General features: G+C 56.4%; 11 protein-coding genes. 9 read left to right on the top strand and 2 right to left on the bottom strand.

Translation table 11 applies throughout. From position 1 onward, the window contains the following. Positions 1-95 precede the first annotated feature (95 nt). Entirely contained in the window at positions 96-1,430 is a 1,335-nt protein-coding gene (locus tag CRO33_RS00995) for a carbohydrate porin (protein ID WP_176505709.1), read from the bottom strand. A 219-nt stretch (positions 1,431-1,649) separates the two neighbouring features. Beyond that, the gene (locus tag CRO33_RS00990; protein WP_097116637.1) at positions 1,650-2,612 is read right to left on the bottom strand and encodes an aldo/keto reductase; all 963 of its coding nucleotides are present in this window, start codon (positions 2,610-2,612) and stop codon (positions 1,650-1,652) included. Between the two features lie 239 nt (positions 2,613-2,851). Between CRO33_RS00990 and CRO33_RS00985 the strand changes: the two genes are divergently transcribed. From CRO33_RS00985 to trhP, 9 genes are all read left to right on the top strand, one after another. Next, positions 2,852-4,078 (top strand): MdtA/MuxA family multidrug efflux RND transporter periplasmic adaptor subunit, encoded by a 1,227-nt coding sequence (locus tag CRO33_RS00985; protein WP_097116636.1) that lies wholly within the window; start codon positions 2,852-2,854, stop codon positions 4,076-4,078. Continuing rightward, positions 4,078-7,200, top strand: coding sequence for an MdtB/MuxB family multidrug efflux RND transporter permease subunit (locus CRO33_RS00980; RefSeq protein ID WP_097116635.1), 3,123 nt, complete (start codon positions 4,078-4,080; stop codon positions 7,198-7,200). Before CRO33_RS00985 ends, CRO33_RS00980 begins: the two co-directional genes overlap by 1 nt. Further along, positions 7,197-10,265 carry a multidrug efflux RND transporter permease subunit MdtC gene (gene mdtC / locus CRO33_RS00975; RefSeq protein ID WP_097116634.1) on the top strand — a complete coding sequence of 1,023 codons (3,069 nt, stop codon included), beginning with the start codon at positions 7,197-7,199 and terminating at the stop codon, positions 10,263-10,265. Before CRO33_RS00980 ends, mdtC begins: the two co-directional genes overlap by 4 nt. A gap of 71 nt (positions 10,266-10,336) precedes the next feature. Further along, positions 10,337-10,570, top strand: coding sequence for a type II toxin-antitoxin system VapB family antitoxin (gene vapB / locus CRO33_RS00970; protein WP_034824846.1), 234 nt, complete (start codon positions 10,337-10,339; stop codon positions 10,568-10,570). Continuing rightward, positions 10,570-10,968, top strand: a complete 399-nt coding sequence (gene vapC, locus CRO33_RS00965) for a type II toxin-antitoxin system tRNA(fMet)-specific endonuclease VapC (protein WP_097116633.1) — start codon at positions 10,570-10,572, stop codon at positions 10,966-10,968. Before vapB ends, vapC begins: the two co-directional genes overlap by 1 nt. Before the next feature lie 16 nt (positions 10,969-10,984). Beyond that, positions 10,985-12,391, top strand: a complete 1,407-nt coding sequence (locus CRO33_RS00960; RefSeq protein ID WP_058961407.1) for an MFS transporter — start codon at positions 10,985-10,987, stop codon at positions 12,389-12,391. Further along, a complete protein-coding gene (gene baeS, locus CRO33_RS00955) occupies positions 12,388-13,779 on the top strand; it encodes a two-component system sensor histidine kinase BaeS (RefSeq protein WP_097116632.1) in 1,392 nt (463 codons plus the stop codon). The genes CRO33_RS00960 and baeS overlap by 4 nt, the downstream gene beginning before the upstream one ends. A 3-nt stretch (positions 13,780-13,782) precedes the next feature. Next, complete coding sequence (gene baeR, locus CRO33_RS00950) at positions 13,783-14,490, top strand: two-component system response regulator BaeR (RefSeq protein WP_097116631.1); 708 nt, start codon at positions 13,783-13,785, stop codon at positions 14,488-14,490. Positions 14,491-14,629: 139 nt separating this feature from the next. Continuing rightward, on the top strand, positions 14,630-15,997 hold the full coding sequence (gene trhP, locus CRO33_RS00945; RefSeq protein ID WP_097116630.1) for a prephenate-dependent tRNA uridine(34) hydroxylase TrhP: 1,368 nt from the start codon (positions 14,630-14,632) through the stop codon (positions 15,995-15,997). Positions 15,998-16,120: the final 123 nt, after the last annotated feature.

Here is a 16,120-nt window from a genome sequence, read left to right as displayed (position 1 = left end):
GACTCGCCGGCTGAGGCGAATGGCGTTGTGCCACTATGGGTAAGCGACAAAAAATGGCGGCCACCCTGGCCGCCATTTTCATGTGCATCCGCGAATCAGAAATTAATATTCGCCGCGATGCCACCGACAAACGCATCTTTCACTTCACTCACTGCACCCGGTGCCACCACATACTGCAGGTTCGGACGCAGCTGCAGCCATTTGGTCAGCTGAGCGTTGTAATAGATCTCATAGTTATATTCCGAGCCATCCTGAATCGGCAAATAGGTCGGGCTGTTGAAGTCAGTTTCGCCGTTAGCGTTGTTCTGCTCACGCAGCGAACGGGTATAGGCGCTATTCACGTGGATACGCGCCGCACCGACACCGATTTCATCCTGTGGACGCGCATCAAACGGCCCTTTCCAGGTGAAGCTAATGGACTGGTAGTTGTCGGTTTTCGAGGTTTTGTGGTCGTTCATCACTGCCTGTACCGTCACGCCCAAACCACGGCTGGCGTCACCGCCCTGCGCTGTCAGCTGCTGTTGCAACAGCACGTAGCCACCGTAGGCGTGATCCTGGCTCTGATAAGCGCCATCGCGCCAGCTGCCATAGTTATCGCTGTTGGCTGACGAGTAGTAATACCCGATACGGTAGTTACCCGGCAGTTTGTCGGCACCGAAAGTCGGTTTCCAGCCCAGTTCCACCGGCACCATATTGCCTTCGGAATTGCTGGTGTCGAGACGGAAGCCATCGCCGCGATCGTAGTTGGAACTGTTCTGGTTATAAAAGCCGACCTGGAAGAACACTTCCGGGGTGATGTTGAATTTCACACGGCCGCCCCACTGGGAAACCGGCCAGTTAAACCAGCGATCGCCACGCCAGTTACCCGCCTGACCACTACCAAAGGCCAGGTTCTGGAACTTACTGTCGAAGTTATCGAAGTCTTCACCGACAGTGACACGACCGGCTTTCAGGTTAACCGCGTCATCAAACAAACCTTTGCTCAGCCAGAACTGCGTCAGGCGCCAGGTTTGTCCACGGCCATACACTTCCTGCGTTGAAGAGAGCATGCCCGTGCGACGATCGGCGACCTGATCGGAGATGTTTTGCCCATTACGGTCAGTGATGGTCATCTGGAATTGCGCATCCTGCCAGTTCAGCAGTTTTTCCAGGTCAAAGTTGGCGCCAAACGCCCACTGATCGCTGTAACGCATGGAAGTGTTGGTATCCGCGCCGCCGCCGAGGTTAGAAGCGCTCTCCATGGTGTAGTTGACGTCGAATTTGATGCCGTCTTTTTCCAGCTGCGTTCGGGAACCACCCCAATCGCCGAACATGTAAGGTGAGTCATAGCTGAATGCATCAGCCGCCATTGCTGATGTACTCAACATCGCAAACATCAGGGTGCCCGCTGCCAGACGGGGCATATGCTGCACTGCTTTTTTTCTGTTCATGATCTTTATTCTTTTGTGATGTAACGGGAAAGGATCGAACAGAGGATAGTGCTGGCGCTATGTCAATTTTTGCAAATATGTGCGCACTCATTGGCTGGGTGATAGTTAATTAACGCAACTGTGACAAGGGTCTATGAATGAATATGTTTTTACAGAAATGGCATTTTTTGCATGGCAAAAAAACAAAATAAAGCGGGACGCCGTCGCGTCCCGTGAGGATTACGCCTTACTGGCGCTCGCCAGTTCCTCGATCTCTTGCTTACTCAACTCTAACTCAGTGGCTTTCACCAGTTCGTTAATCTGCTCCAGCGAGGTGGCACTGACGATAGGTGCGGTGATGCTCGGACGAGCAATCTGCCACGCCAGCGCGACCTGAGTCGCTGATGCATCGTGTGAAGCCGCCACATCCTCCAGCGCTTCGACAATGCGCTTGCCGCGCTCGTTAAGATACTTCTCGACGATGCCCTGCCCGCGTTTACTCTTGCTGGCATCTTCCGGCTTTTTGTATTTGCCGCTCAGGAATCCGCTGGCCAACGAGTAGTAGTTGATCACGCCGAGGCCATTTTTAACCGCCACCTGCTCCAGCCCACCTTCATACTCCTGGCGGTCATACAGGTTGTATTCTGGCTGTAGCGTTTCATAGCGCGCCAGCCCCTCTTTTTTACTGATATCCAGCGCTTCCTGCAGGCGTTTAGCATTGTAGTTGGAGGCGCCAATTGCACGCACTTTGCCTTCTTTAATCAGCGAATCAAAGGCTTTAAGTGTATCGACCAGCGGCGTATCCTGGTCGTCGCGGTGCGCCTGATAGAGATCGATCACATCAGTTTGCAAACGGCGCAGCGAATCTTCCACTGCCTGACGGATGTAAGCCGGTTTTAGCCCGGTTTTCTCCGGAGACAGCTCCATTCCCACTTTCGTCGCCAGCACAATACTGTCGCGCTTGCCGCTTTTTTTCAGCCATTTACCAATGATAGTTTCAGACTCGCCCCCTTCATTACCGGGAGCCCAGCGCGAATAAACGTCCGCGGTATCGATAAAGAACAGTCCTTTTTCTACCAGCGCGTCGAGCAGTGAGAACGAGGTTTTCTCGTCGACTGTCCAGCCGAAAACGTTGCCGCCAAAAGTGAGAAGCGGAACCTGAATACCACTGTCGCCAAGCTGACGGGTTTTCTGTTGACTCATTTTGTTCTCCTTATTGAAACGAGACATGACTGCCTTTGAGCTTAGCAAAGGAAATCGCTGCGCTTATGCGTTTTCCTGCCAAAATGTTTACACAATATGAATACTTAGCCCGCTAGCGGAGATATTCTTAATTCCTTCAATTTTTGCCCGGCCCGGGCGTCTACAATCATTTCGTTTGCGAAACGGCCATTTTGCTTTCGCATTTGGGGAATACGAAACCGCTGGAGAGCAACATAGCAATGAACAGCCGAATGAAAAAAAGCCTGATAACCGTTGTCGTGATTGCCGCACTGGCGGGTGGATATTATTGGTGGCAGCATCCTGCGGAACCGAGTAAGCAGCCGCAAGCCGAAGGCCAGCAGCATCATGGCCGCGGCGCAGGCGGGGCTAATCGCCGTCCTTTAGCACCGGTGCAGGCCGCTGCCGCAACGACCCAGAGCGTTCCCTACTATCTCAGCGGGCTTGGCACCGTTACCGCCGCCAATACCGTGACGGTACGCAGTCGCGTTGACGGCCAGCTGATGGCATTACATTTCAAGGAAGGTCAGCAGGTCGCAGCGGGTGCGCTGCTTGCCGAGATCGATCCCCGTCCGTATCAGGTGGCGTTGATTCAGGCACAAGGCCAGCTGGCAAAAGATCAGGCCACGCTGGCCAATGCACGCCGCGATCTCAGTCGCTATGAAAAACTGGCGAAAACCTCACTGGTGTCGCAGCAGGAACTGGACACGCAACGTTCGCTGGTGAGTGAAACGCTGGGCACGATTAAAGCCGATGAAGGCAACGTCGCCAGCGCGCAGCTCAATCTCACCTACAGCCGCATTACCGCGCCGATCTCCGGTCGCGTAGGCCTGAAGCAGGTCGATGTCGGCAACTACATTACGTCCGGCGATACCACTGGCCTGGTCGTGATCACTGAAACCCATCCGATTGACGTGGTGTTTAGCGTCGCCGAGAACAACATCAGCCAGATCCTCAAGGCACAAAAAAGCGGCCAGCCGCTGATAGTCGAAGCCTGGGATCGCAGCAACAAAACCCTGCTCACCAGCGGCACCCTGCTCAGCCTAGATAACCAGATTGATGCCACTACCGGCACCATCAAACTCAAAGCGCGATTTGATAATCAGGATGACACGCTGTTCCCCAATCAGTTTGTGAATGCGCGTCTGAAAGTGGACACGCTGCAGGATGCGGTGGTGATCCCAACGGCTGCGCTACAAATGAGCAACGACGGTCACTTTGTCTGGGTGGTCAACAGCGAAAACAAAGTGAGCAAGAAGCGCGTAACGGCGGGCTTGCAGGACAGCCAGAAAGTGGTAATCAGCGCCGGGCTCGACGCCGGTGAGCGCGTGGTCACTGACGGATTGGATCGTCTGACCGAAGGTGCCACCGTTGAAGTGGTATCACCGCAAAGTACCGCCACACACAGCACGCGCGCCGCCCAGCCTGCGCGCGGAGAGCGTCAATAATGCAGGTGATGCCTCAGGACAGCAGCGGCGGTCCGTCACGCCTGTTTATTCTGCGCCCGGTGGCGACCACGCTGCTGATGATTGCCATTCTGCTGGCGGGCGTGCTCGGTTACCGCTTTCTGCCGGTATCGGCGCTGCCCGAAGTGGATTACCCGACGATTCAGGTGGTCACGCTCTATCCTGGCGCCAGCCCGGATGTGGTGACGTCCTCGATTACCGCCCCGCTTGAACGTCAGTTCGGCCAGATGTCAGGGCTGAAGCAGATGGCATCGCAGAGTTCCGGCGGTGCTTCCGTGGTGACCTTGCAGTTCCAGCTTTCACTCTCTTTGGATGTCGCCGAGCAGGAAGTGCAGGCGGCGATCAACTCTGCCACCAATCTGCTGCCCAGCGATCTGCCCAACCCGCCGGTCTACAGCAAGGTCAATCCTGCCGATCCACCGATCATGACGCTCGCCGTCACCACCACCAGCATGCCGCTGACCCAGGTGCAGGACATGGTGGAGACGCGTGTGGCGCAGAAAATTTCGCAGGTGACCGGTGTGGGCCTGGTGACGCTGTCCGGCGGACAACGCCCAGCTGTGCGCGTGAAAATGAACACCCAGGCACTGGCCGCGTTAGGCTTGACCAGCGAGACGGTGCGCACCGCGATTACCAACGCCAACGTCAACTCCGCCAAAGGTAGCCTGGATGGCCCAACGCGATCGATTACGCTGGCCGCCAACGATCAGATGACCTCCGCCGAGGATTACCGCAAGCTGATCATCAGCTATAACAACGGTGCGCCAGTGCGTCTTGGTGATGTCGCCTCCATTGAACAAGGTGCGGAAAACAGCTGGCTCGGGGCCTGGGCTAACCGTCAGCAGGCGATTGTGCTCAACGTACAGCGCCAGCCGGGTGCCAATATCATTGCCACCGCTGATAGTATTCGTACAGTGCTGCCCTCACTTACCGCCACACTGCCCAAATCGGTAGACGTGAAACTGCTCACCGACCGCACCACCAATATCCGAGCATCAGTAGCGGATACGCAGCACGAGCTGATGCTGGCGATTGGTCTGGTGGTGATGATCATCTATCTGTTTCTGCGTAACGTGCCTGCCACCATCATCCCGGCCGTGGCAGTACCGCTGTCGCTGGTCGGGACGTTTGCGGCCATGTATTTCCTCGGCTTCTCGATCAATAACCTGACGCTGATGGCACTCACCATTGCCACCGGCTTTGTGGTCGACGATGCCATCGTGGTGATCGAGAACATCTCGCGCTATATCGAAAAAGGCGAAAAGCCGATGACGGCAGCGCTGAAGGGCGCGGGCGAAATCGGCTTCACCATTATCTCCCTCACCTTCTCGCTGATTGCGGTGCTGATCCCGCTGCTGTTTATGGGCGATGTGATTGGTCGCCTGTTCCGTGAGTTTGCTGTGACGCTGGCGGTGGCGATTCTGATCTCAGCCGTGGTGTCGCTCACGCTCACGCCGATGATGTGTGCACGCATGCTCAGCGCCGAATCGCTGCGCAAGCAGAACCGCTTCTCGCGAGCCAGTGAAGCGATGTTTGATCGGGTGATTGCCGGTTATGGCCGCTGGCTGACCCGCGTATTGCAGCATCCGTGGATCACACTGTCGGTGGCGCTCGGCACGCTGCTGCTGACGGTAGTGATGTGGATTGCTATACCGAAAGGCTTCTTCCCGCAGCAGGACAACGGCATTATTCAGGGCACCTTGCAGGCGCCGCAGTCGGTGTCGTACAGCAGCATGGCGGAACGCACGCGCGATTTGGCGTCGATCATCATGAAAGATCCGGCGGTGCAGAGCATGACGTCATTTGTCGGCGTCGATGGCACCAATGCGGCACTGAACAGCGCGCGTTTGCAGATCAACCTTAAACCGCTCAGCGAGCGTGATGACCGCATTCCCGCGGTACAGAAACGCCTGCAGCAAGAGATTGATAAAGTGCCTGGCGTCTCACTGTGGCTGCAGCCGGTGCAGGATCTGACTATTGAAACCCAGGCGAGCCGCACGCCGTACCAGTTCACGCTGCAATCGGGCTCGCTGGAATCACTCAGCACCTGGGTACCGAAGCTGCTGGCACAACTCAATAGCTTACCGCAGCTGCGTGACGTCAGCAGCGACTGGCAGGATCAGGGGCTGGAAGCCTTTATCCGTGTCGATCGTGACAGTGCCAGCCGCCTCGGCATCACCATGGCGGATGTCGATAACGCGTTGTATAACGCTTTCGGTCAACGATTGATCTCCACCATTTATACTCAGGCCAATCAGTATCGCGTGGTGCTGGAGCAGAACAATGAGCAAACGCCGGGCCTGGCCAGTCTCGACGGTATTCGCCTGGCCAGTACGGACGGCGGCAGCGTGCCGTTGAGTGCCATCGCACAGATCGAAGAGCGTCATGCGGCGTTGAGCATTAACCACCTCGATCAATTCCCGTCAGCCACCTTCTCGTTTGATGTCGCCGAAGGCTATTCACTGGGCGAAGCGGTGAAAGCCATCAGCGCAGCCGAAGATCAGGTCGGCATGCCCGCCGAAATGATGACGCAGTTCCAGGGCAGCACGCTGGCGTTTGAAGCGGCGCTCACCAGTACCGTGTGGCTGATTATTGCGGCGGTGGTGGCAATGTATATCGTGCTCGGCGTGCTGTATGAGAGCTTTATCCATCCGATCACTATTCTCTCCACACTACCGACGGCGGGCGTGGGCGCGTTGCTGGCGCTGATGCTGAGCGGCAACGAGCTGGATATCATCGCCATCATCGGCATTATCTTGCTGATCGGTATCGTGAAGAAAAACGCCATCATGATGATCGATTTCGCGCTGGCCGCCGAGCGTGAGCAAGGTATGGCACCACGTGAAGCGATCTATCAGGCCTGTTTACTGCGTTTCCGTCCGATTCTGATGACCACGATGGCGGCACTGCTCGGTGCCTTGCCATTGATGTTGAGCACCGGTGTTGGCGCAGAGCTGCGTCATCCGTTAGGTATTGCCATGGTCGGCGGCTTGATCCTCAGCCAAATCCTGACGTTGTTTACCACGCCAGTGATCTATCTGCTGTTTGACCGACTGGCCCACGCCACGCGCCGTCGCTTTAAGCGTTCCGAGGCGCAGCCGTGAAGTTCTTCGCGCTGTTTATCCATCGGCCAGTGGCGACCACGCTGCTGACGCTGGCAATCGCGCTGGCCGGTATTCTCGGTTTCCGTCTGCTGCCAGTCGCTCCGCTGCCGCAGCTGGATTTTCCGGTGATCGTGATTACCGCTTCGCTGCCCGGTGCGTCGCCGGAAACCATGGCTGCTTCGGTCGCCACGCCGCTGGAACGTTCGCTGGGGCGCATAGCCGGTGTCAGTGAAATGACCTCCACCAGTTCTCTCGGCAGCACGCGCGTGATTCTGGTGTTCGATTTTGACCGCGATATCAACGGTGCCGCGCGTGACGTGCAGGCCGCCATCAACGCCGCCCAAAGCCTGCTGCCGACCGGCATGCCAAGCCGTCCGACCTATCGCAAAGCCAACCCATCGGATGCACCGATCATGATCCTGACGCTGACCTCGGATATTTATAATCCCGGTCAGCTGTATGATTACGCCTCAACGCAACTGGCGCAGAAGCTGTCGCAGATTCAGGGCGTTGGTGATGTCACCGTGGGCGGCAGTTCATTGCCTGCGGTGCGCGTCGATCTTAATCCGCAGGCGCTATTTAATCAGGGCGTATCACTGGATGCGGTCCGTACTGCCATCAGCAATGCCAACCAGCGCCGTCCGCAAGGGGCGATTGATGATGTGCAGCAGCGCTGGCAGGTACGTACCAACGATGAGCTGCAAACCGCCAGCGAATATCAGCCGCTGGTGGTGCATTACAGCAACGGCGCGGCGGTCCGCCTAAGCGATGTGGCTAACGTGCAGGACTCGGTGCAGGACGTGCGCAACGCCGGGATGACCAATGGCAAACCGGCCGTGCTGCTGGTGGTGCGCAAATCGCCGGCTGCCAATATCATCGAAACCGTGGATCGCATCCGCAGCGAGATGCCGCTGCTGCATGAGGTGATCCCCGCCGCCATCGATTTACAGATCGCTCAAGACCGCTCCCCCACCATTCGCGCCTCGCTGCAAGAAGTGGAGCAGTCATTGATGATTGCGGTGGCGCTGGTGATTCTGGTGGTGTTTGTGTTCCTGCGCGACGGCCGTGCCACCCTGATCCCGGCCGCCGCCGTGCCGGTTTCGCTGATTGGCACCTTTGCCGCCATGTATCTGTGTGGATTCAGCCTCAACAACCTCTCACTGATGGCGCTGACCATCGCCACCGGGTTCGTGGTCGATGATGCGATTGTGGTGCTGGAAAATATCGCGCGTCACGTTGAAGCGGGGATGAAACCGCTACAGGCGGCGCTAACCGGCGTGCGCGAAGTGGGCTTTACCGTGCTGTCGATGAGTCTGTCGCTGATTGCCGTGTTCCTGCCACTGCTGATGCTGGGCGGCATTATCGGGCGCTTCTTCTCGGAATTTGCCATCACGCTGTCGGTGGCGATCCTCATCTCGCTGTTTATTTCGATTACGTTGACGCCGATGATGTGCGCCTACCTGCTGAAGCCGCAGGAAAAGCGCAGCCAGCCGCGCACGCGGGGTTTTGCCAAAGTGATGCTGAGCGTGCAAAACGGCTACGCGCGCTCGCTGGGTTGGGTGCTGAATCATGCCATCTGGGTGCTGATGCTACTGCTCGCCACCGTCGGGCTGACGGTGTATCTGTTTATCTCGATCCCCAAAACTTTTATGCCGGAACAAGACACCGGCCGCTTAAACGGTTTTATCTCGGCGGATCAGAGCATTTCGTTCCAGGCGATGCGTGGCAAGCTGCAGGACTTTATGAACATCATCAAAGCCGATCCGGCGGTGGATAACGTCACCGGCTTTACCGGCGGTTCGCGTACCAACAGCGGATCGATGTTCGTGTCACTTAAGCCGCTGTCGGAACGCAGTGAAAACGCGCAGGAGGTGATTGCCCGCCTGCGCACCAAGCTGGCGAAAGAGCCCGGCGCTAACCTGTATCTCAATGCGGTGCAGGATATTCGCATCGGCGGACGTGAATCTAACGCCAGCTACCAATACAGCCTGCTGTCGGATAATCTCGCCGACCTGCGTGAGTGGGAGCCGAAAATTCGTCAGGCGTTTGCCGCGTTGCCAGAACTGGTGGACGTGAACTCCGATCAGCAGGACAAAGGCAGCGAAATGGATCTGACCTACGATCGGGAAAGCATGGCGCGGCTGGGTATTGAAGTCTCGGCCGCCAATGCGCTGCTGAACAACGCCTTTGGTCAACGGCAAATCTCCACCATTTACCAGCCGCTCAATCAGTACAAAGTGGTGATGGAGGTCGATCCGCGCTACACCCAGGATATCAGCGCCCTCGATCAGATGTTCGTGATCAACAGCGATGGCAAAGCCATTCCGCTGAGCTGGTTCGCCAAATGGCAACCAGCTAACGCGCCACTGTCGGTGAACCACGAAGGCCTGTCCGCCGCCTCGACTATCTCCTTTAACCTGCCGGAAGGCGTGTCGTTATCCCAGGCTTCAGCCGCCGTTGAACGCACCATGACGGCGCTCGGCGTGCCCTCCAGCGTGCGCGGCAGCTTTGCCGGTACGGCGCAGGTATTTGAACAGTCACAATCCAACCAGCTGTATCTGATGCTGGCGGCAATTGCAGCGGTGTATATCGTGCTGGGGATTTTGTATGAGAGCTACGTGCATCCGCTGACCATTCTTTCCACCCTGCCTTCGGCCGGCGTGGGCGCGCTGCTGGCGCTGGAATTGTTTAATACGCCGTTCAGTTTGATTGCGCTGATAGGGATATTGCTGCTGATTGGCATCGTGAAAAAGAACGCCATCATGATGGTGGATTTCGCGCTGGAGGCACAGCGCAACGGCAATCTCAGCGCGCGTGACGCCATTTTCCAGGCCTGCCAGATGCGTTTCCGCCCGATTCTGATGACCACGCTGGCAGCGCTGTTTGGCGCACTGCCGCTGGTGCTGACCAGCGGCGACGGTGCCGAACTGCGTCAACCGCTGGGCATCACTATTGCCGGCGGCCTGGTGATGAGTCAGCTACTCACGCTCTACACCACACCGGTGGTGTTTCTGATGATGGATAAGCTGAGTCGGCGTAAAAAAGCGGCATTGATTACCGAATGACCATGCCATACACCTTTGCTACATAGCATAAAGCGAGTAAACTTTATCCAGTCACTATGAAGGAGGTTTATATGTCTCAAGGTACAGTGTTTACCAATAATCGTACGCAAAACGTGCGTATTCCTGCTGACGTGCGCTTTCCCGACAACGTGAAAAATGTCACGGTGCGTGCGATTGGCAAAGAGCGCATTCTCACACCAATAGAAAACGCCTGGGATAGCTTTTTCCTCGATGGCCCCAGCGTAAGCGATGATTTTATGAATGAGCGTGCGTCACAGGAGCAATCTGACAGGGAAGATTTTTAATGCATCGCTATATGCTGGATACCAACATCGTTATCTATGTCATCAAACGCCGCCCGATTGAGGTTTTGGAACGCTTTAATGCCAATGTCGGGCGCATGGTCATCTCATCGATTACGCTTGCTGAACTCGTTCATGGTGCGGAGAAAAGTGCTTTTCCTGAAAGGAATTTACGCACTGTTGAAGACTTTGTTTCCCGTCTGGACGTACTCAGTTACGACCAAAGGGCAGCATTTCAATACGGCTCGATTCGCGCTGACCTGGAAAAGAAAGGCACACCCATCGGTCTGAATGATTTACACATTGCTGCACACGCGCGGAGTGAAGCGCTAACACTCATTACCAACAACCTGCGCGAATTTTCACGGGTGAACGGGTTAATCAGCGAAAACTGGCTTTAATATAACGGTAATCTTCATGAACTCGCAAAACGCCACCGTGCGCTGGCAGCTGTGGATCGTCGCCTTCGGCTTCTTTATGCAGGCGCTGGATACCACTATCGTCAACACCGCCATCCCTTCGATGGCGCGCGATCTCAATGTCAGCCCACTCAACATGCACTCGGTGATCGTGTCGTATGTGCTGACGGTGGCCGTGACGTTGCCGATCAGCGGCTGGCTGGCGGATCGCTTTGGCGTGCGTAACATTTTCTTCTGCGCCATTGTGCTGTTCAGCATCGGTTCGCTGCTGTGCGCCTTCTCCACCTCGCTCGATCAACTGGTGATGGCGCGCGTGGTGCAAGGCGTCGGCGGTGCGATGATGGTGCCGGTCGGGCGTTTGACGGTGATGAAAATTGTGCCGCGCGAGCAGTACATGTCGGCGATGACCTTTGTGACAACCCCCGGGCAAATCGGTCCGCTGCTCGGTCCGGCGCTGGGCGGGATTTTAGTGCAATACGCCAGCTGGCACTGGATCTTCCTGATTAATATTCCGGTCGGCATCATCGGCGCGATTGCCACCCTGATGCTGATGCCGAATTACACCATGCAAACCAAACGCTTCGACTTCCTCGGTTTTGTGCTGCTGGCAGTGGGCATGGCGACCCTGACGCTGGCGCTCGACGGCCAGCGCAGCACCGGCGGCTCCCCGCTGCTGCTCGGCGCACTGATTCTGGTCGGCGTGTTCTCCCTGCTGTTTTACCTGATGCACGGCCGCAACAACGACAACGCGCTGTTTAGCCTGAAGCTGTTCGACAACCGCATCTACTCGATTGGCCTGCTCGGCAGCTTCACCGGACGCATCGGTAGCGGCATGCTGCCCTTTATGACACCGATCTTTTTGCAGGTGGGCCTCGGCTACAGCCCGTTCCACGCGGGTTTAATGATGATTCCGATGGTGCTGGGCAATATGGGCACCAAACGCGTGGTGGTGCGCATCGTTAACCTGTTTGGCTATCGCAATGCGCTGGTCGGGGCGACTATCGCACTGGCGCTGGTGGTGTTGCTGTTTCCGGCAGTGGCGCTGCTCGGATGGGTGTGGATGCTGCCAGTGGTCCTGCTGCTGCAAGGCATGGTGAATGCCATCCGCTTCTCCTCAATGAACACCTTAACGCTGAAAGAGTTACCGGATGATCTGGCTTCAAGCGGCAACAGCTTGCTCTCGATGATCATGCAGTTGTCGATGAGTATTGGCGTCACGGTGGCAGGCTTGCTGCTGGGTGCGTTCGCCCACGGCGCCGTGACCAACAGCGCCGCCGCACATCAAACCTTTATTTATACCTACCTGTGCATGGCGCTGGTGATTGTGTTGCCAGCACTGGTGTTCTGGCGCGTACCCAAAGATGTGAGTAAGAACGTGGATCTCAGAGGCAGGAGAAAAGCATGAAGCAGCCGTTGAAACTCGGCATTGGTGCCAAGTTGTTTGTGGCGATTTTTTCCACCTGCATGCTGGTGATCATCACCATGCACTGGGGCGTGCGCCTCAGCTTTGAGCACGGCTTTGTTGATTACATCAAGAAAGGCAATGAACAGCGTTTAACCCTGCTGAGCGATGCGCTGGCGGATCAGTATGAGCAGCACGGCAACTGGGATTTCCTGCGGAACAACGACCGCCTGATTTTCACTATTCTGCGATCGATGGAGCAAAATCCCGGCAGCAGTACGCAGTTGCCGCCACACGGCTGGCGCACCCAATTCTGGATTATCGATCAGCAGTATAAAGTGCTGTCCGGGCCACACTCACCGGTGCCGCCGGAAGGCACGCGGCGCAACATCACCACCAGCACCGGCAAAGTGGTGGGTTGGGTGATCGCCTCGCCCGCTGAACGACTGACGCGCAGCACCGATATCAACTTTGATCTGCAGCAGCGCCGCACCAGCTGGATGATCGTCACCCTCACCACGCTGCTGGCGGCGCTGGTCACCTGGCTGCTGGCGCGCGGCTTATTGGCCCCGGTGAAGCGGCTGGTGGATGGCACCCATGAACTGGCGGCAGGCAAATTTTCCACACGCGTGGAAGTGGGCAGCAGTGATGAAATCGGCCAGCTGGCGCGTGACTTTAACCAGCTCGCCAGTTCGCTGGAGAAGAACGAAAGTAACCGCCGCGCCTTTATGGCCGACATCTCCCACGAGCTGCGCACACCGCTGGCGATCATGCGCGGTGAGCTGGAGGCGATGCAGGATGGTGTGCGCAAGCTGACGCCGGAGGCCATCACCTCACTGCAGAGTGAAGTGGTGGTGCTGACTAAACTGGTGGATGATTTGCATCAGCTGTCGCTGTCTGACGCGGGCGCCCTCGCCTATCGCAAACAGCCGGTGGATGTGGTGAATCTGCTGGAAGTGGTGGCAGGCAGCTTTGGCGAACGCTATCGCAGCCGGGATTTGACGCTCACCCTTGCGCTGCCGACCAAAGCGGAAAGTTTTGGCGATCCGGATCGTTTGATGCAGTTGTTCACCAATCTGCTGGAGAATAGCCTGCGTTATACCGATGCCGGTGGCGAAGTACGGGTCAGCCTGCAGCAACACGGCGACTACTGGCAGTTACGCTTTGCGGATAGCGCGCCCGGCGTCGATGCTGAACATCAGGCACATCTTTTTGAGCGTTTTTTCCGTGCTGAAAGTTCACGCAATCGCGCCAGCGGCGGCTCTGGATTAGGCCTGGCGATCTGTAAAAACATTGTTGAAGCACATAGCGGCAGCATTTCTGCGGAGCACTCTGATTTAGGTGGACTACAAATCGCGCTAAACTTGCCGTATGTTCCTCACCAGAAATAGCTTATGAGCCCGGATAATCACGATCCCCTGATTCTTATTGTTGAAGACGAACCGAAACTGGCGCAGCTGATGATCGATTATTTGCAGGCGTCCAACTATCGCACCCACCATATTGCCGATGGCAATGAAGTGCTGAACTACGTGCAGCACTCACCGCCGGATTTGATGCTGCTGGATTTGATGCTGCCGGGTCGCGATGGCTTAACGCTGTGTCGTGAAATCCGCCGTTTCTCCGAGCTGCCGATCATTATGGTCACCGCGCGCACCGAGGAGATCGACCGCCTGCTGGGGCTGGAAATCGGCGCGGATGATTACATCTGCAAACCGTTCAGCCCGCGTGAAGTGGTGGCACGTGTGAAAACTATTCTGCGCCGCGTGAAACGTTCGCCGGAAGAGGCGCAACTCGCCTCGCATCTGCTGATTGATGAAGGGCGTTTTCAGGCCAGCTGGCGCGAACAGCAACTGGAACTGACGCCTGCTGAATTCCGCTTGCTGAAAACCCTGGCGCTGGAGCCGGGTAAAGTGTTCTCGCGTGAACAGTTACTGAATCATCTTTATGACGATTATCGCGTGGTCACTGACCGCACTATTGATAGCCATATCAAGAATCTGCGTCGCAAGCTGGAAAACCTCGATGCGGAGCAACCGTTTATTCGTGCGGTGTACGGCATGGGTTATCGCTGGGAAGCGGACGTCTGTCGCCTGATGTAGCGCTCGCTTGATGTAGATCAATTTACTTCAGCGACGGCCCTGCCTACAATTCCCCACCTTTTGCAGGGCCGTTTGATGCGGCTCGTGCACCTGCCATCGTCGATGGCATGCTGACCTGACATCAGTGAGAATTCCCTCCATGTTTAAACCCGAACTCCTTTCTCCAGCGGGATCGCTGAAGAATATGCGCTATGCCTTTGCCTATGGCGCAGACGCGGTGTATGCCGGTCAACCGCGCTACAGCCTGCGCGTGCGTAATAATGAATTTACCCACGAAGTGCTGGCCAAGGGCATTGAAGAAGCGCACCAGCTGGGCAAGAAATTCTACGTAGTGGTGAACATCGCGCCGCATAACGCCAAGCTGAAAACCTTTATCCGCGACCTGACGCCGGTGGTGGAGATGCAGCCCGATGCGCTAATCATGTCCGATCCCGGCCTGATTATGCTGGTGCGTGAAGCTTTTCCGGAGATGCCGATTCATCTATCGGTGCAGGCCAATGCGGTGAACTGGGCGACGGTGAAGTTCTGGCAGCAGATGGGGCTGACCCGCGTGATTCTGTCGCGCGAACTGTCGCTGGATGAGATTGCTGAGATTCGCCAGCAGGTGCCAGAAATGGAGATTGAGATCTTCGTACACGGCGCACTGTGCATGGCCTACTCCGGGCGCTGTCTGCTTTCCGGTTATCTCAATAAGCGCGATCCGAATCAGGGAACCTGTACTAACGCCTGCCGCTGGGAATACAAAGTGGAAGAAGGCAAACAGGATGAGGTGGGCAATATTGTCGGCTTCCACCAGCCGGTTGAGGTGCAGGAGCCCACGCTGGGCGTTGGCGCGACGACCGACCGTGTATTCTTGTTAGAAGAGAAGATGAAGCCCGGTGAAGTGATGAGTGCCTTTGAAGATGAGCACGGCACTTACATCATGAACTCAAAGGATTTACGCGCGGTGGCCCATGTCGAGCGCCTGAGCCAGATGGGCGTACATTCGCTGAAAATTGAAGGCCGCACTAAATCTTTCTATTACTGTGCTCGCACCGCGCAGGTTTATCGTCGCGCCATCGATGATGCGGCAGCCGGCAAGCCGTTCGATCCGGCGCTGCTCGAGACGCTAGAAGGTTTGGCGCATCGTGGCTATACCGAAGGTTTCCTGCGTCGTCATACGCATGACAGTTATCAGAACTATGAACAGGGTTTTTCGGTATCCGATCGCCAGCAGTTTGTGGGAGAGTTTACCGGTGAGCGTCGCGGCGACTGGGCGCAAATTGCCGTGAAGAATAAGTTTTTGCTCGGTGATTCTGTGGAGATCATGACACCGCAGGGCAATCTGAACTGTAAGCTGGAATCGATGCAAAATGATAAGGGCGCAGCGGTAGATGTCGCGCCGGGAGATGGACATAAGGTGTGGATCCCGGTGCCGGAATCGGTGGATCTGGCCTTTGCTTTGTTAATGCGAAATTTCACTGACGGCAACAGCACCTACGATCCGCACGGAAAAAAGCGCACATAATGAAAAGAAAGGCGCGAAGTTAGAACAGGATCACAGACCGCCGCTGCGCCTCGCTTTAGAATCCCGCCTGCTGCTAACGAGTAACAATAAACAGCAGGTAGTACCAGGACCCACCTCATTCAC

Source organism: Pantoea sp. GL120224-02 (genome assembly GCF_900215395.1).
GTDB classification, from domain to species: domain Bacteria; phylum Pseudomonadota; class Gammaproteobacteria; order Enterobacterales; family Enterobacteriaceae; genus Pantoea; species Pantoea communis.
This window is presented reverse-complemented; position numbering and strand designations above follow the sequence as displayed.